Consider the following 15228-nt stretch of genomic DNA (forward strand, 5'->3'; position numbering starts at 1 on the left):
AACCTGACCTTGGGCGGACCCGCCGCATGCTGACTTTCAAACAAATCGAGGCCCTGTACTGGACCGTCCGGCTGGGCACGTTTTCGGCGTCCGCACAGAAGCTGCACACCACGCAATCGGCCATCACCAAGCGCATCCAGGAGCTGGAGGCGGACTTCGACGTGGCCCTCTTCGACCGCTCCGGCCACCGCGCCGAACTGACCGCGCGTGGCCACGAGGTCTATGCACTGGCCGAAGAGATGCTGGGCCACCGCGACCGCCTGCTGGTCCGTTTGAAGGGCCAGCACACGCTGACCGGCACGTTCCGTTTCGGCATCACCGAGATCACGGCAATGACCTGGCTGCCCGCCCTGATCCGCCTGCTGCGCGCCCACTATCCGCGCATCACGCTGGAGCCGCACATCGACCTGGGCGCCGACCTGCTCAAACGCCTGCAGGCCGGCCAGCTGGACATGGCGTTCCTGCACGGTGAATTCGCCGAACCGAACTTGCAGGTGGTGGCGCTGCAACGCCTGGAGTTCGCCTGGATGGGCAGCCCCGACATGATCGACGCCAGCCGCATCTACACGCCCGCCGACATCGCGCGCCTGCCCTTGCTGCGCCAAAGCCGCGAGTCCGGCTTGAACATGATCTACGACGGCTGGCTGCGCCCGCATACGCCAGCCAGCAACATCTTCACGATCAACAGCCTGATCGCAATGGCAGGCCTGACCGCGGCCGGTTTCGGAGTGAGTTGCCTGCCGCGGGATTATTTCGCGGACATGGTGAGCAAGCGGCAGTTGGTGATTGCAAGAACCAGCACGGCGCCGCCGCAATCGGTGTACAGCGCGATGTTCCGGCGGGACGCAGACGTCGCGTTTTGTGAAAGCGTGGCGGAACTGGCGGAGAGTTGTTGTGAGTTTTCTGGGGGGTGGCAGTAGGAGGGGTGTTTGCGTGGTTGACGGGTGGGGGGTTCTTGAGACGCCCTTCGTGGCGGTCCCCCGGGGTGTGCGGGTCAACGATTGCGGTCCGGAGCCTTCGCTCCGGCCTTCCCCTTCGTCATCTTCGTTGTTGCCTACGGCAACTGCCTTTAGATTCCCTCGGGCTTATCGACGCCCCGCACACCCCGGGGGACCGCCACGAAGGGCTCTGCCAGCGGCAATTTCACGTCAGCTGGGGAGAACGGTGTGCTTAGGGTTCTCGCCAATAGTTTTGAGTGGTGGAGGATCTTGCGGGGCCCGCTCCCGGCCGGCCGCGCGGGCGGCCTTTGGGAGCATACGCAGCGTCTTGCGTCGTGAGGATGCGGGTTGCATTCAGCGTGTGACCTATCGCCGTTGTATGACCCATGATGGGTTGCGCGCGATGGACGTTCCCGTTCTTAGGACGGATTTGCCGCGCTCCACCCATCCTACGCAGGCGATTGATGTGGGTGGCGGCGTCGTTCACCTTCGTAGGATGGGTGAAGTGCGTTCGGGTCGGCGCAAGCACACGGGTGTCTGCCGCACGGAACCCATCATCGATGCATGCCACCATGATGGATTGCGCGCAAGCGGTCATCGCACCAACGACACACGATGCGTATGCCAATTGCAGCTGCCCGCGCGGCTGCAATTCGGCGGGCCCCGCGGCACTCGTCATTAATCGAGAACCTGACAGCGCCCCAAGCCCAGACGCACGTAGCGCGTCGGCGTTATCGCGATGACGGCGCGCAACCTTGATGCGCCCGAGGGAATCTGAAGGCAGCGGCCGTAGGCCGCAACGAAGATGACAAAGGGGAAGTCCGGAGCGAACGCTCCGGACCGCAATCGTGGGCGCGCGCTGTCATGGCGACAGCGCCGACGGGCGACCTACGAAGCACAACAAACCGCCAAAAAAAACCTAAGCAAGCACCCCAAGAATCGCATCCCGCGCCTGATGCGACAACTCCAGGCGAGTAGGCAAACTCCCATCAGGATGTCTCGTCGACAGCGCAGGCAAAAACACCACCTCGACTGACAGTCCCGTCGTCCCCATGACCCGCCAGAGATTCGCCACCAGGCTCTCTTCGCCGACAAACGCGGCGAAGCCGTCCCGTTTGCCGTCACGCAAAAACCGTAACGCGACGGGTTGGATTTCCACCGCCGCCGAACGCGCCGGTTCGAACAGGCTGGCGTGGAAAGGAAGCAGGTCGAAGCCTTCGGTCGTCGTGCCTTCGGGAAACAGTCCCACCGCATCGCCCTGCTTGAAGCGGGCCTGCATCGACTCCCCCATGGCATGCACTGCGTGGCGTTGGCCGCGTTCGATGAACAGCGTGCCTGCGCCCGCCACCAGCCAGCCGATCACCGGCCAACTGCGGATTTCGCTCTTGGCCACGAAAGACGTCGCGCGCGCGGAATTCAGGACGAAGATGTCGATCCAGGAAACATGGTTCGCCACCAGCAGCACGGGCCCCGTCATGCGCGGTTCGCCTTTGAAGACGACCCGCAGCCCACAGGCCGCCATCAATGCCCGCGACCAGGTGCGGTTCAACCAGGCTCGGGATTGGGGCCGGAGAAACGGGTAGACCGCTCCCACGCAAAACAGGCCGAAAACAATCAAGGGCAGCACCAGTGCCAGCCGTAGGACAAAGCGCAGCAGCTTCAAACTGAAGTCTCCCAGGCCAGCCGGCCACCGACCACGGTGGCGCGTACCCGACCGGGCAGCATCATACCCGCGAACGGGGTATGGGCGCTGCGGCTTTGCAGCGCTGCCGGCATCACCAGCCATTCGGCGTCCAGGTCGGCCAGGCACAGGTCCGCCGGCGCGCCCACGCCCAATTGGCCTGCCCGCGCGGCGTCCGGCGTCATGCGGCCGAGCACGGCGCCCGGGCCCGATGTCACGCGGGCCAACGCGTCGATCAGCGGGCAGCGACGGTCGCGCACCCACTTCAGCGTCAGGGACAGCAGCAGTTCCAGCGCCGTCGCGCCCGGCGCAGAGGCCGGGAACGGCACCGCCTTGGCTTGGCTGTCGACGGGAGTGTGATCCGAACACAAGGCGTCGACCAGCCCCTCGGCCAGCGCCGCGAGGATGGCATCGCGGTCGCGTTGGCCGCGCAGCGGCGGCGACAGATGGAAATTCGTATCGAAAAAGCCGATGTCGACGTCGGTCAGGTGCAGGTTGTGGGCCGACACGTCAGCGGTGACGGGCAGCCCTTCGCGCTTGGCCGCGCGCAGCAGTTCCAGCCCCGCCGCCGTGGACAGCCGGGTCAGGTGCACGCGGGCGCCGGTAGCGCGCTGAAGTTCGAAGATCGTTTGCAGCGCCACCGTTTCCGCTTGCGGCGGCAGGCCTTCCAGCCCCAGGCGCTCGGCGTAGGCGCCGCTGGCCGCGACCGTGCCGCGCGCCAGCCAGGGATCCTGCGGACGCAGCCACAACGTGCGGTCCATGCCACTGGCGTAGCGCATGGCGCCCCACAGCACCCGCGTATCGGCAATGCCGTGCTCGCCCTGGGCGAAGGCGATACAGCCCGCCAGGGAGAGCAGGCCCATTTCCGCCAGCGTCTCGCCGGCAAGACCCACGGTCATCGCGCCCAGCGGGTGAACACGGACCGTGCCGGCGTCGGCCTGACGCATCAGCGCGTCGACCTTGCCCGGTTCGTCCAGCGCGGCATCGGCATCCGGCGGCAACACCAGGCGGGTCACGCCACCGGCAAGCGCCGCGCGCAACTCGGCGGGCGCAAACGCGGAACCCGTGGCCATACTGCCCGCCCCTGCGGGCTGCAAGATTCGGGCCGACAAATCGACCAGGCCCGGCAGCACGGCCAGCCCGTCGGCATCCAGCACGCGGTCGGCCTGGAAGCCGTCCGGCGCCGCCCCCACAGCCACCACGTGGCCGTCGGCCGTGTAAATATCGTGCCGCCCGTCCACGCCGTTGGCGGGATCGATCAGGCGGCCGTTGGCGATGTGCAGCCTCATGGCGCGTCTCCGGCCAGCACGCCCAAGGCGGCCAGGCGCAAATGTTGCTGCAAGCCGGCCAATCGGGCCTCGATGGGCGGCAGGCTGGCCGCCACGTCGCCATCCACTTCCACGCCGGGCGTCAATGCGCCGGCGGGTAGCAGCAACACGTCGGAGTTGGCCGCGGCCAGCGCCGCGGGCGTCACGCCATAGGCCTGGGCGTATTCCCGGGCGGACGGCAGCAGCGCGCCGCTGATCCGTTCGACGCCCAGGGGCAGCACGATGACCACGTCGGCCCCCTGCAGGCCTTCGTGCAGGCTGGCGCAGGCGCGCACGCCCAATTGCGGCAGGCTGTCCGGCAAGAGCGTGCGCGGCGCGACGGCGCGCACTTCGGGCACGCCCAGCGTCGTCATCGCGTGGATGACCGAACGCGCCACCGGCGAATGGCGGATGTCGCCCACCAGCGTCACGGCCAGGTTCGTCAGGTCTTGCTTGATGTCCTGCATTGCCTGGAGCAATGCCAAGGCCGGCAGCGGGTCCGCATGCTGGCCGTCGCCGGCATTGACGACATGCAGCCCCGGCGCCGCCCGGGCTGCCGCACAATGCGCCGCGCCGCTGGCCGCATGGCGCAGCACCAGGATGCCCGGCGCCAGGCCTGTTACGGTCTGGGCCAGCGCATCGCCCGGCTCGGCGCCGTCGTCTTGCGTATCCAGGACGACAGGCAGCAGGGACAGGCGCGAGGCCGCGTCGGCGTAGGCGTCGCGGCAGGCGGGGTCGTCGGGCAGGGAAAGGAATACGGGCTGCGGCGTGGCGGCCGGCGCCTCGCCCGCGGCCCACGTGCGGGCCGCCTCGAGCAGGCGCTCGACGTGGCGTCGCGGCAACCCTTCCGTTGTCAGCAGATGAATGAGTTCGCCGCGGCGATCAAGTTGCGGATTGAGCATAGGCAGGCCGGGCCGCGTGCTTCAGGACGCAGGCAGGGTGTCCAAGTATCGTTGCAGGATAACAGCCGCGGCCATCGCGTCATCGGCCGCATGCGTACCCAGCAGGCGCTGGGCCTCCATGCTGGAGCCGCGTTCGTCCACCAGTTCAACGGCCACGCCGAAGCGGCCATGCAGCTGGTTGGCAAAGCGCCGGCAACGCGCGGTGGCGGGCTGTTCTCCGCCATCGGCATCCAGCGCCAGCCCCACGACCACGCGATGCGGCTGCCATTCCTGCAGCAGCGCCGCGATGCGGTTGAAACGCGCGTCGCGGATTTCACTGAAGATGATTTCCAGCGGACGCGCCTGGCGCGTCAGCGTGTTGCCGATAGCAATGCCGATCTTCTTTTCGCCGAAGTCAAAGGCAAGCAGCGTCTCTTCAGGCATGGCCCGCGTCGCCCGCCAGCATGACCGGATCGATGCCCAGCAGCTTCAAGGCGGCAGGGTATCGGTCTTCCGGAGGCACGTCGAAAATGATGTGGTCGTCGGCGCCGACGCTAAGCCAGGCGTTCTGGCCCATTTCGCTTTCCAGCTGGCCTGCGCCCCAGCCGGCATACCCCAGCGTGACCAGCATCCGGGCGGGCCCATTGCCGTCGGCCACGGCCTGCAGCACGTCGCGCGAGGTCGTCAGCGCCATCGCGCCCATCTTGATGCTGGAGCTGTAGTCGCCCGCAGGCGCGTGCAGCACAAAGCCGCGGTCGGTCTGCACCGGGCCGCCAAAGAAAACCAGCGTGTCCTTGACCGGGCCGATCTCAAGCGTCAGTTCAATGCGCTCGAACAGGGTGCCCAGCGTCAGGTCGGTGGGCCGGTTGATGACCAGGCCCAGCGCGCCGCGCTCGGTGTGTTCGCATACGTAGATGACAGAACCGGCCAGGCTGCCCTCGACCATGCCCGGCATGGCGATCAGGAACTGGTTGGCAAAGTTGGCCGCCTGCGTCGAGGCGGCTTCGTGGTGTTTTTCCGTCATGGCAACCCCTTCATGGGTAGTCTGAAAGAACCGTGGACGGGGCGCGCGTCATGCGCGGTCCTGCTTGCCTGGCGGCAGACCGTCCTGCGGTTACGAGGGATGGGGGCTTGCCCCATCTTACGAGCCCTGGCGGAATAGGTCAGCGGATCGGGTTCAGATTTCCATCAATTCAAAGTCCTCTTTGCGGGCGCCGCATTCAGGACAGACCCAGTTCGGCGGCACATCTTCCCAGCGGGTGCCGGGAGCAATACCTTCGTCGGGCAGGCCGGCCTCTTCGTCATAGACCCAGCCACAAATCAGACACATCCAAGTACGCATAGTTCTCTCTTACATCAATTCCCGACCGTGGTCCCCGTGGCGGGGCAAAGGTGGGGGGCTTCCATTAGAATGGGGACAATCTTACCGAAACCCAATAGGGGTTCCCCTGATTCACCTCAAAATGAGTCCGGGTACCCTCACTCAAGCGCTGTCCACGTGGCCCCCGTTACTCCCCCTCTCGTTTTGGTCTTCGGCCCGCTCGATCCCTCGGGATCCGACGGCTTGCCCGCGGATGCCGTCACCTGCGCCCGCCTGGGCTGTCATGGCCTGGCGGCCGTGACCGCGCTGACCGTGCAGGACACTGCCGGCATCGAAGAAATCCATCCTGTTTCGCCCGACCTGCTGGACGACCAGGCCCGCTGCCTGCTGGAAGACATGTCCGTGCAGGCCATCAAGGTGGGCGGACTATACACCGCTGAAACGGCAAGCGTTGCCGCCCAGGTCGCCGCAGACTACAGCCAGGTGCCGCTGGTGCTGCACCTGGGCCAGCGCGCCCCCTTGCCGGCGGACGCCGCCGACGAGGACGATGCCGACGACCTGTTGGCCGCCACGCTGGAACTGGTGCTGCCGCAGACCGACCTGCTGGTCATCGAACACCTGCGCCTGGCGCAGTGGCACGCCGACGGCGACATCGATATCGGGGACGCACCGACGCCCATGCACGCCCTGGTGGCGGCCGGCGCCGAATGGGTCCTGGTGCTGGGCAGCCCGCAGCGGCCCGGCCATTACGCCAACGTGTTGCTGGGCCCCAGCGGCCAGACCCACACCTGGCCGTGGCAAACGCCCCCGGACCGCAACGGCGACGCCGGCGGCCTGGCCGCCACCGCCATCACCGCCATGCTGGCCCGCGGGCTGGAAATGCCCGAAGCCGTGCGCCAGGGCCTGGCGCATGCCGACGCCTCGGTCGCCGCCAGCTTCCTGCCTGGCATGGGCCGGCGCATTCCCAACCGGATCCAACCGCAATGAAACCGCTGCGTTTTCCCGCCGGCCTGTATGGCGTCACCCCTGAATGGGACGATACCGAACGCCTGATGCAGGCCGTGCGCAAGGCCGCCGACGGCGGCATGCGTTCGCTGCAATTGCGCCGCAAGAACGTGCCCGACTCGGTGCGCGCCGAACAGGCGCGGGCACTGGCGCCCCTGTGCCGCGAACTGGGCGTGGTGTTCCTGATCAATGACGACTGGCGCCTGGCGCTGGAGGTCGGCGCCGACGGCGCGCACGTGGGCCGCGAAGACGAAAGCCTGGCGCGCATCCGCGCCGAAGCCGGCCCCGACCTGATCCTGGGCGGCTCCAGCTACGACGACCTGGTCCGCGCCCGCGAACTGCTGGATGCCGGCGCCGACTACATCGCCTTCGGCGCGATGTTCGCCTCCACCGTCAAGCCGGACACCGTGCGCGCACCGCTGTCGGTGCTGACCGAAGCCCGCCGCCTGGTCGAAGAGCGCGACGCGCCCCGGCCCGCGGTGGTCGCCATCGGCGGCATCACCGCCGACAACGCGCCGCTGCTGGCCCAGGCGGGCGCAGACTCCATCGCCGTCATCACCGGGCTTTTCGAAGCGCCCAGCATCCGGGCCGCCGCAACGGCCTGCTCCGCGCCCTTTTCCGCCAACCTCAACCGCAAGCCTTGAACGCCATGTCCCGTAACGAACAGCTTTTCGAACGCGCCTGCCGCAGCATCCCCGGCGGCGTCAACTCGCCCGTGCGCGCATTCCGCTCCGTGGGCGGCACGCCGCGCTTCATCAAGCGCGCGCAAGGCCCGTACGTGTGGGACGCGGAAGACAAGCAGTACATCGATTACGTGGGCTCCTGGGGCCCGGCCATCCTGGGCCACTCGCACCCTGAAGTGGTGCGCGCGGTGCAGGAAGCCGCCGTCAACGGCCTGTCGTTCGGCGCTCCGACCGAAGCCGAGATCGAACTGGCCGAAATGCTGATTGCGCGCCTGCCCTCGCTGGAGCAGGTACGTCTGGTCAGCTCAGGCACCGAAGCCACCATGACGGCCATTCGCCTGGCGCGCGGCGCCACGGGCCGCGCCAAGATCGTGAAGTTCGAAGGCTGCTACCACGGCCATTCGGACAGCCTGCTGGTCAAGGCCGGCTCGGGTCTCTTGACCTTCGGCAACCCCAGTTCGGCGGGCGTGCCGCCGGAATTCGTGTCGCACACGCTGACCCTGGAATACAACAACCTGGACGCCGTGCGCCAGGCCTTCGCCCAGCACGGCGCCGACATCGCGTGCATCATCGTCGAGCCGGTGGCCGGCAACATGAACCTGATCAAGCCGGCAGCGGGTTTCCTGGAAGGCCTGCGCGAGGTCTGCACGCAGCACGGCGCGCTGCTGATTTTCGACGAAGTGATGACCGGTTTCCGCGTAGGCCCGCAGGGCGTGCAGGGCCTGACCGGCGTGAAGCCGGACATCACCACGCTGGCCAAGGTGATCGGCGGCGGCATGCCGGTGGGCGCCTTCGGCGGCAGCGCCGAAGTCATGAAACACATCGCCCCGCTGGGCGGCGTGTACCAGGCAGGCACGCTGTCGGGCAACCCCGTCGCCGTTGCCGCGGGCCTGGCCACGCTGCGCCTGATCGCCGCGCCCGGCTTCTACGACAAGCTGTCGGCCCAGACCGCCAAGCTGGCCCAGGGCCTGCAAGAGCGCGCCCGCGCCGCCGGCCTGGCCTTCTCGGCCGACTCCGTGGGCGGCATGTTCGGCATCTATTTCAGCAACCACGTGCCGACCTCGTTCGCGGAAGTCTCGCAGTGCGACACGGCGGCGTTCAACCGCTTCTTCCACGCCATGCTGGACCACGGCGTGCATTTCGCGCCGTCCGCATTCGAAGCGGGCTTCGTCTCGGCCACGCACGACGACGCCGTGATCAAGTCCACCCTGGACATCGCCGAAAAGGTTTTCGCCGCGATGTAAGCGGCGGGCGTGCCGGCCTGGGATGCCTTACAAGGCGCCCGGCTGGCGCGTACCGGTTCAGGGCGCCTTGTAGCGCTCGTAGAGCGCCGTCACGTCCCTGACATAGGCTTGGGTTTCCGCATAAGGCGGCACGGCGTCGTACTTGCGCACCGCCCCTTCCCCCGCGTTATAGGCGGCCAGCGCCAGGTCCAATCGGCCGGGATACTGGTCGATCAGCCGGCGCAGATGGCGCGACCCGGCCCGCACGTTCGTTGCCGGATCCACCAGCGCCCGCTCGATATCGTCCACGGACAACACCGACGCCGCCGTCGCCGGCATCAGCTGCATCAGGCCCAGCGCCCCCTTGGGCGAGCGCGCATCGCTGCGGAACCCCGATTCGATCGCAATGACGGCAGTCAGCAACGCCCCATCCACGCCGGAATCCTGCGCCGCGCGGGCGATCAGCCCGTCGTGGGCGGTGGACGGCTTGGCATCGCCCCAGCGCAGGGCGCGGGAAGTGGGCGCAAGCGATGCCAGCCGCGCCCCGTCGCCCGCCTGCGGCGGACAGTCCAGGCAGGCCTTGATGCCGTTACCACGCCATACCGTGCGTGCCTGCGCCCGCTTGTAATACTTGGCGTAGCCCGTGGGCACTTTCATGGCGCGCCAGACGCCATACGGGTCTTTGTAACGGTAGATCTCGCTGGCCTCGGCGGGGCGGGCGGGCGCCAGCGTCAGCACGGCCGCCGCAAGGGCCGCCACCGCCGCCATGCCCCCGGCCCGCGCGGCAAAGGCGCGCAAGGCAGGTAGGAAGGATGAGGGATGTCGGCGCATGGTCGGGGCGAAGGTAGCGTCCGAAGACGGGTTGGCGAGCCCCTATGCTGCGGCGACGATCCCGGTTTGTCGCTCGGTCCTACGCCCTAGTCCCGCGCGGGCGGTGGGTTTCCCTATGTAAAACAGGGCCGAAACTACGGCATATGTCGGACGAGTACGATAGAATATGTCGCAATATTTCGTTTATTTACCAAATGAATGAACCTGGCAGCCATTGAGCGCCAGGCGGGAGAGGCTGAGATGGACGCAGAAAACACGCTCCAGCTGGTGCTGGATGCCAATACCAACGTCCTGACGGCCATCTATACGCCGCCTCCACGCCCCGACGCGGCGCCGGCGGACGACGATGACGCCCCCGCCGCTGAGGCATCGGGCAGCGCTGGCGGTGACGACGCCCCGGAGCTGGACGCCGACACGGACGTCGCCGTCGACACGGCGCCCCACATCAATCTTGACCTGCCCACCTGGGATGCGCTGACCGCCGCCGTCGTGGCGCAAGGCTGGACCGCCGACGCGCTGGACAACCACGCCGTGCTGGCCTTCATCGACCAGTGCCGCAGCGCCGCCGAACCCGTGCAGTTTCCGGTCGGGCAGGTGGTGGACGGCTCGTTCGAACTGGAACTAGACCCCACCCGCATGGCCGCGCTGCTGACCCTGCACCCGCCCAAGGGCGGCCAGCCGGTCACGCTGGACATGCTGCGCCACGCAGTGGCTGACCGCGGCATCGTGCATGGCGTGCTGGAAGCGGCCATGGCCGAAGTCGTCGAGCAAGGCCGCAGCGCCACCGTCATGATTGCTCAGGGCACGCCGCCGACCCGCGGCACGCCCACCCGCTTTGAAAGCCTGCTGGACCGCCTGAAGCCGCGCGCCCAGGAGATCGACGAACTGGCCCAGGTGGACTACCGCGACCTGGGCAGCCTGTTGCTGGTGTCGCCCGGCACGCCGCTGATGCGCCGCGTTCCGCCGCTACCCGGCGTGGACGGCACCAACGTGCTGGGCGAACCCGTGCTGCCGGACGAAATGCCCGACACGCCGTTCTCCAAGGACATCTCGGGCGTGGAAGTCGACCCGGAAGATCCGCTGCTGCTGCGCGCCACGATCGCCGGCACGCCCAAGCTGATCAGTCAGGGCGTGCAGGTCAATCCCATGGTGGAGGTCGACGCCGTCAACCTGTCCACGGGCAACATCACCTTTGAAGGGTCGCTGCAAGTGCGGGGTGACATCGCCGCCACCATGGAAGTCCGCGTGACGGGCGACGTGGTGGTCAACGGCACCATCGAGGCCGCGCTGGTGGAAGCCGGCGGCAGCGTGACCGTCAAGGGCGGCATCATCGGCATGGCCGAGGCCCTGCAGGACGCCGCAGCCACCGCCCGCACCGCCCACATCGTCTGTGGCGGCGCGCTGAAAGCGAAGTTCATTGAAAACGCGATCATCAGCGCCGGGCAGGATGTGGAAGTCGAACGCGAGATCCGGCAAAGCAGCATCGCCGCCGGCGGCAGCGTGCTGGTCGGCCCGCCGAACACGCAGCAAAGCGCCATCACCGGCGGGCAGACCCGCGCCTTGAATGCCGTGCGCGCGGGCACCATCGGCTCGCCGTCGGGCATTCCCACCCTGGTGCAGGCCGGGCTTGACCCCCACGCGGATATCAAGCGGTCGGCGCTGACGCGCAAGCGCCTGAAGATGAACGAAGAGAAGGCCAAGCTGGAACAGCTGCTGATGTTCCTGAAGGCCAACCCTCAGCGCGCCCCGGGCGACGTCGTGGAACGCGCCCGCAACACCCACGGCAAGCTCAGCGGCGAACTGCTGGCGCTGGACGCGGAAGAAGCGCAGTTGGTCCGCGACCTGCTGCCCCTGCACACCGCCGTCATCACGGCGACGCGGCGCTTTTGCAGCGGCACGAAGATCCAGTTGGGCAACAAGATGCAGGAGTTTCTGGAAGATCAGGTCGGCGGCAAAGCCGGGCTGGAAGAAGGCGAGATCGTCATTCGCTGACGCAGACGCCAACAGCGCCCGCCCTGCCGCCGGTCAAGGCACCAGGACAGGCGCCCCCCCTCTGCCCCGATCAGGGCGCCAGTTCCTTGAACCAGACCCGCGGTGAAATGCCGCGGTCTGGCCCCAGGATGGAAAACCCGCCGTCCACCGGGATATCCACACCCGTCATCCAGGACGCGGCATCCGAACACGCGAAGCAGACGGCGGCGGCGATCTCGCTGCCCGAACCCACGCGGCCCAGCGGATGGAAGTGCGCTCCCACCGCATCGGCCGCTGCCCGCGAACCGCCAGACAACTGTTCCACCGACGGCGACCACGTCCAGGCCGGCGACACCGCCAGCACGCGCACGCCGGCCGGCGCAAGTTCCACCGCGAAATTCTTGGTGATCTGCAGCAGCGCCGCCTTGGACGCCGGATACAGCGCGCGTCCGGCCGCGCCGAACTTGCCGCCCGTGCTGCCCAGATTCACCACCACGCCGCCGCGCGGCAGATGCGGCGCCGCGAACTGCGTGAAGATCGCGGCCGACACCAGATTGGTGTCCAGGGTGCTGTGCCATTCCTCGCGCGAAGACGCCAACCCGCGGTCCGCGTACTGGCACGCGTTGTTGACCAGGATGTCCAGCCGGCCGAAGCGCGCCAGCGCGGCGTCGATGCAGCGCTGGATCTGGCTGTCTTGTCCGATGTCGGTCTCGCAGAACAGGGCGCGCCCGTCCAGCTCCTGAGCGAGCGCCTGGCCCGCCTGGGCGTTGCGCCCGACCAGCACCACGTTCACGCCGGCCGCGGTCAGACCGCGCGCGATGTCAGCACCCAGGCCTTGCGTGCTGCCGGTGACGATGGCGGTTTTGCCGGCCAAGCCGGGAAAGCCTGAAAAATCCATGGATAGTCCTTGATCAATGCGGCGCGGCGGCCCAGCGCACAGCATCGGCCACCGAGCCGGTTTGCGCAATCAGTCGCATGCTGGCAAGCGAAGCCTGATGCACGGCTTCGTCGGCCGAGGCGCAGGCGTCTTCGGCCACCATCACGTCAAAGCCGATGTCGGCGGCATGGCGCACGGTGCCCTCCACCACGGAATGCGTGGCAACTCCGGCCACCACCAGCCGGCGCGCGCCGATCACGCGCAGCGTCTCTTCCAGCGGCGTGCCATAGAACGCGCTGATGCGGGTGTGCTTGACGATGAACTCGCGCGGGCTGCCGGCCAGCGGCTGCAGGCCGTCGTAGAAGGCGCTGCCCCACTGCCCTTCGGGCACCGCGCCGATCGTCGCCACGTTGCGGAAGATCGCGCAGTTGGGCAGCAGGTCGGCGTAATCGGGCCGGAAAGCGATGCGCACGTGCACGATGGGCAGCGACTGCGTCCGCGCGCCGTCGAGCAGGGCTGCGGCGCGGTCCAGCAGGCGCTGGCGCGCCCCGCTGTCAGCGTCCAGCCCGACGCGGATCTTGCCCTCGGGATGCAGCACGTCGTTCTGGTAGTGCAGCGCCAGCACCGCGGTGTCCGTCGTCATCAAACGAACACCTCGAACACGTCGTGCGCGTCGTCGCAGTTGACGAGATCCACGCGCTTCATGCGGATGCGCCAGCCGTCGCCTTCGGCGGCCAGCTTATGGGTGTAGCGGCCGGCCAGTTGGCGCGGCTGGCGCTTGCGCCATTCCGTCATCTGGAAGGCGGAGTGCACCACCAGGTTGCCGCCCGCATCCACGCCTTCGACCTGGACGCCGCCCACCAGCCGCACGCTGCGCGTGGGCGGCTGCTGCGACCAGTTGCGGGGATGCTCCAGGCGCCGGATGCGCACGTCGCGCAGCATGCGGTCTTCCCAGAACAGCGAAATGTGGTCGTACGGGCTTTGCTGGCCCGGGACCCGCGGCATCCAGTACATGCCGTCCGGCGTCCACAGCGACTGCCAGTCGTCGTAGCGCCGTTCGTCCAGCAGCCGCGCTTCGCGATAGAGGAACTGGGCGATGCGGTGGTAGGCATCCGCCGGCACGTCGGCCGGCGACAAGTCCGTGGTCCCGACGTCGAAATCCAGGTCTAGCAGCATGCGCCTTCTCCCGTGGCGGGCGCGGTCGACGCCGCGCCGGCTTCCATATAGGTCTTCCAGGCGCGGAACTGGTTGCGCATGGGCAATTCGCTGGTGCCGTTGACCGACACCAGGCCGTCGGCGTCGCTGCGGTCGCTGCCGTGGTAGCGATGCATGCTGACCCATTCACCGCCGCGCGTGGCGTTGCCCTCCTGGCAGCGGTTATAGAGTTCGATATCGTCCGGCATGACATTGGACGACGGCGAGTTGATGACGTTGGCGTACAGCATGGCGCGCTTGAACACACCGTCCGGCGCCCCCTTGCAGCGAAACGTCTGGATCTCGATCAAGGTGCGGTCCACGGCGATCGGCCGGATCACGCGGAATTGCTGGAACACGGTATGGGGCGAGCCGCTGCCGTAGATGACCGTGTTGTGGCGGTTCATGCCCAGGATCTCGCGGGCGCGTTCTTCGCCATAGGCGCCCGTCAGCGTCTCGAAGTGCGCGCGCGACACCGGATCGCGCTCGGCGGCGCCCGGGTTGAAGATGCCTTCCATATAGCCGTGGCCGTTGTCGTAGGCGCGCAGTTCCAGCTTTTCCCAGAACTCGTAGGGTTCGCCGTTGCCGTCCATGATGTGCAGCTCGAGCGGCATTTCGCCTATCTCCTTGGCCTCGTCGCGGGCCGCGGCATAGGACGATTCATGTGTCACGCGGGCATGCATGGTGTCGTGCAGGTTCTCGTAGAACACCTTCCAGTTCGACCGCTGCATCACCCGGAAGATGCCGCCCGCGACTTCGACTTCGCCCACCGGGGACCGGTCGCACAGATTGTCGATGGACGAGCGCACGCCGCCCAGGAAGTCCGTCAGTGCCGGGCCTTCCTTCGCCTGGCTGGCGAACACGAAGCCGCGGTAGCTTTCCACGCGCGCCAGCCGGCGCATCGAAAACGTGGGGTCGGTGGGGTCGTAGGCCGTACCCTCCAGGCCTTGCTTGAGCGGCACGCCCAGATGGCTGCCGTCCAGCTTGAAGGTCCAGGCGTGATACGGGCAGCGGAAGAACTTGCCCACGCAGCCTTCGCCGTCGGCCACCACCTTCGCGCCCTTGTGCGGGCAGCGGTTGTACAGCACGTGCACGTTGCCATCGGAGGCACGCACCATCAGCACGTCCTGGTCGCCCAGACGGGTGGTGTGATAGTCGCCCGTCTTGGGCACCTGGCTTTCGTGGCCCACGTAGATCCAGGCGCGGCCGTAGATCCGCTGCATCTCCAGATCGAAGATGGCGGGGTCGGTGTAGACGCCGCGGTGCACGCTGTCGCCGCGTACCATCGCGGCCAGTTGTTCCTGCGAGTAAGACAT

16 protein-coding genes are annotated in these 15228 nt (G+C 67.7%); 5 read left to right on the forward strand and 11 right to left on the reverse strand.

Features of this window, described 5'->3' with window-relative positions; all coding sequences use genetic code 11:
- Positions 1-26 precede the first annotated feature (26 nt).
- Entirely contained in the window at positions 27-920 is an 894-nt protein-coding gene (locus AC3WMU_RS24430) for a LysR family transcriptional regulator (RefSeq protein WP_006226633.1), read from the forward strand.
- A gap of 937 nt (positions 921-1857) precedes the next feature.
- Here AC3WMU_RS24430 and AC3WMU_RS24435 read toward each other — a convergent pair.
- The 6 genes from AC3WMU_RS24435 to AC3WMU_RS24460 all read right to left on the reverse strand — a co-directional run bounded on the left by AC3WMU_RS24435 (position 1858) and on the right by AC3WMU_RS24460 (position 6149).
- Positions 1858-2601: a lysophospholipid acyltransferase family protein gene (locus AC3WMU_RS24435; protein WP_006226632.1), complete on the reverse strand. Its 744-nt coding sequence runs from the start codon at positions 2599-2601 to the stop codon at positions 1858-1860.
- On the reverse strand, positions 2598-3908 hold the full coding sequence (locus AC3WMU_RS24440) for a dihydroorotase (protein ID WP_492283081.1): 1311 nt from the start codon (positions 3906-3908) through the stop codon (positions 2598-2600). The genes AC3WMU_RS24435 and AC3WMU_RS24440 overlap by 4 nt, the downstream gene beginning before the upstream one ends.
- A complete protein-coding gene (locus AC3WMU_RS24445) occupies positions 3905-4828 on the reverse strand; it encodes an aspartate carbamoyltransferase (protein ID WP_280030008.1) in 924 nt (307 codons plus the stop codon). Before AC3WMU_RS24445 ends, AC3WMU_RS24440 begins: the two co-directional genes overlap by 4 nt.
- A gap of 21 nt (positions 4829-4849) precedes the next feature.
- Positions 4850-5251: a Holliday junction resolvase RuvX gene (ruvX, locus tag AC3WMU_RS24450; RefSeq protein ID WP_006226629.1), complete on the reverse strand. Its 402-nt coding sequence runs from the start codon at positions 5249-5251 to the stop codon at positions 4850-4852.
- On the reverse strand, positions 5244-5831 hold the full coding sequence (locus AC3WMU_RS24455; protein WP_006226628.1) for a YqgE/AlgH family protein: 588 nt from the start codon (positions 5829-5831) through the stop codon (positions 5244-5246). The genes ruvX and AC3WMU_RS24455 overlap by 8 nt, the downstream gene beginning before the upstream one ends.
- A 153-nt stretch (positions 5832-5984) precedes the next feature.
- Positions 5985-6149, reverse strand: coding sequence for a rubredoxin (locus AC3WMU_RS24460; RefSeq protein WP_003814980.1), 165 nt, complete (start codon positions 6147-6149; stop codon positions 5985-5987).
- 156 nt (positions 6150-6305) lie between these two features.
- On the opposite strand from AC3WMU_RS24460, the gene AC3WMU_RS24465 reads away from it, so the two are divergent.
- The 3 genes from AC3WMU_RS24465 to hemL are packed head-to-tail and all read left to right on the forward strand — an operon-like array spanning position 6306 to position 9060.
- On the forward strand, positions 6306-7115 hold the full coding sequence (locus AC3WMU_RS24465) for a hydroxymethylpyrimidine/phosphomethylpyrimidine kinase (protein WP_085946971.1): 810 nt from the start codon (positions 6306-6308) through the stop codon (positions 7113-7115).
- Positions 7112-7777, forward strand: a complete 666-nt coding sequence (thiE, locus tag AC3WMU_RS24470) for a thiamine phosphate synthase (RefSeq protein WP_492283082.1) — start codon at positions 7112-7114, stop codon at positions 7775-7777. Before AC3WMU_RS24465 ends, thiE begins: the two co-directional genes overlap by 4 nt.
- Before the next feature lie 5 nt (positions 7778-7782).
- Positions 7783-9060, forward strand: a complete 1278-nt coding sequence (gene hemL, locus AC3WMU_RS24475; RefSeq protein WP_492283083.1) for a glutamate-1-semialdehyde 2,1-aminomutase — start codon at positions 7783-7785, stop codon at positions 9058-9060.
- 57 nt (positions 9061-9117) lie between these two features.
- Here the strand turns inward: hemL and AC3WMU_RS24480 are convergent, their stop codons facing one another.
- Entirely contained in the window at positions 9118-9870 is a 753-nt protein-coding gene (locus AC3WMU_RS24480) for a lytic transglycosylase domain-containing protein (protein ID WP_052017922.1), read from the reverse strand.
- Positions 9871-10110: 240 nt separating this feature from the next.
- Here AC3WMU_RS24480 and AC3WMU_RS24485 point away from each other — a divergent pair, with 240 nt between their 5' ends.
- Positions 10111-11862 carry a flagellar assembly protein A gene (locus AC3WMU_RS24485; protein WP_492283084.1) on the forward strand — a complete coding sequence of 584 codons (1752 nt, stop codon included), beginning with the start codon at positions 10111-10113 and terminating at the stop codon, positions 11860-11862.
- Between the two features lie 70 nt (positions 11863-11932).
- Here AC3WMU_RS24485 and AC3WMU_RS24490 read toward each other — a convergent pair whose 3' ends face one another.
- From AC3WMU_RS24490 to AC3WMU_RS24505, 4 genes are read right to left on the reverse strand one after another with little or no spacing between them, the layout of a single operon-like run.
- Complete coding sequence (locus AC3WMU_RS24490) at positions 11933-12739, reverse strand: SDR family oxidoreductase (RefSeq protein WP_492283085.1); 807 nt, start codon at positions 12737-12739, stop codon at positions 11933-11935.
- Between the two features lie 13 nt (positions 12740-12752).
- The gene (locus tag AC3WMU_RS24495; protein WP_006226621.1) at positions 12753-13361 is read right to left on the reverse strand and encodes a cysteine hydrolase family protein; all 609 of its coding nucleotides are present in this window, start codon (positions 13359-13361) and stop codon (positions 12753-12755) included.
- A complete protein-coding gene (locus AC3WMU_RS24500) occupies positions 13361-13894 on the reverse strand; it encodes an aromatic-ring-hydroxylating dioxygenase subunit beta (RefSeq protein WP_006226620.1) in 534 nt (177 codons plus the stop codon). Before AC3WMU_RS24500 ends, AC3WMU_RS24495 begins: the two co-directional genes overlap by 1 nt.
- Positions 13885-15228 carry an aromatic ring-hydroxylating dioxygenase subunit alpha gene (locus AC3WMU_RS24505; RefSeq protein WP_088590257.1) on the reverse strand — a complete coding sequence of 448 codons (1344 nt, stop codon included), beginning with the start codon at positions 15226-15228 and terminating at the stop codon, positions 13885-13887. The genes AC3WMU_RS24500 and AC3WMU_RS24505 overlap by 10 nt, the downstream gene beginning before the upstream one ends.

The sequence above is a fragment of the Achromobacter sp. FW305-C-13 genome, assembly GCF_058783475.1.

Coding starts and splice junctions, on each gene's coding strand:
- AC3WMU_RS24430 (WP_006226633.1), top strand. CDS start 27: ATGCTGACTTTCAAACAAATCGAGGCCCTGTACTGGACCGTCCGGCTG.
- AC3WMU_RS24440 (WP_492283081.1), bottom strand. CDS start 3,908: ATGAGGCTGCACATCGCCAACGGCCGCCTGATCGATCCCGCCAACGGC.
- AC3WMU_RS24445 (WP_280030008.1), bottom strand. CDS start 4,828: ATGCTCAATCCGCAACTTGATCGCCGCGGCGAACTCATTCATCTGCTG.
- ruvX (WP_006226629.1), bottom strand. CDS start 5,251: ATGCCTGAAGAGACGCTGCTTGCCTTTGACTTCGGCGAAAAGAAGATC.
- AC3WMU_RS24455 (WP_006226628.1), bottom strand. CDS start 5,831: ATGACGGAAAAACACCACGAAGCCGCCTCGACGCAGGCGGCCAACTTT.
- AC3WMU_RS24460 (WP_003814980.1), bottom strand. CDS start 6,149: ATGCGTACTTGGATGTGTCTGATTTGTGGCTGGGTCTATGACGAAGAG.
- thiE (WP_492283082.1), top strand. CDS start 7,112: ATGAAACCGCTGCGTTTTCCCGCCGGCCTGTATGGCGTCACCCCTGAA.
- hemL (WP_492283083.1), top strand. CDS start 7,783: ATGTCCCGTAACGAACAGCTTTTCGAACGCGCCTGCCGCAGCATCCCC.
- AC3WMU_RS24480 (WP_052017922.1), bottom strand. CDS start 9,870: ATGCGCCGACATCCCTCATCCTTCCTACCTGCCTTGCGCGCCTTTGCC.
- AC3WMU_RS24485 (WP_492283084.1), top strand. CDS start 10,111: ATGGACGCAGAAAACACGCTCCAGCTGGTGCTGGATGCCAATACCAAC.
- AC3WMU_RS24490 (WP_492283085.1), bottom strand. CDS start 12,739: ATGGATTTTTCAGGCTTTCCCGGCTTGGCCGGCAAAACCGCCATCGTC.
- AC3WMU_RS24495 (WP_006226621.1), bottom strand. CDS start 13,361: ATGACGACGGACACCGCGGTGCTGGCGCTGCACTACCAGAACGACGTG.
- AC3WMU_RS24500 (WP_006226620.1), bottom strand. CDS start 13,894: ATGCTGCTAGACCTGGATTTCGACGTCGGGACCACGGACTTGTCGCCG.
- AC3WMU_RS24505 (WP_088590257.1), bottom strand. CDS start 15,228: ATGTCTTACTCGCAGGAACAACTGGCCGCGATGGTACGCGGCGACAGC.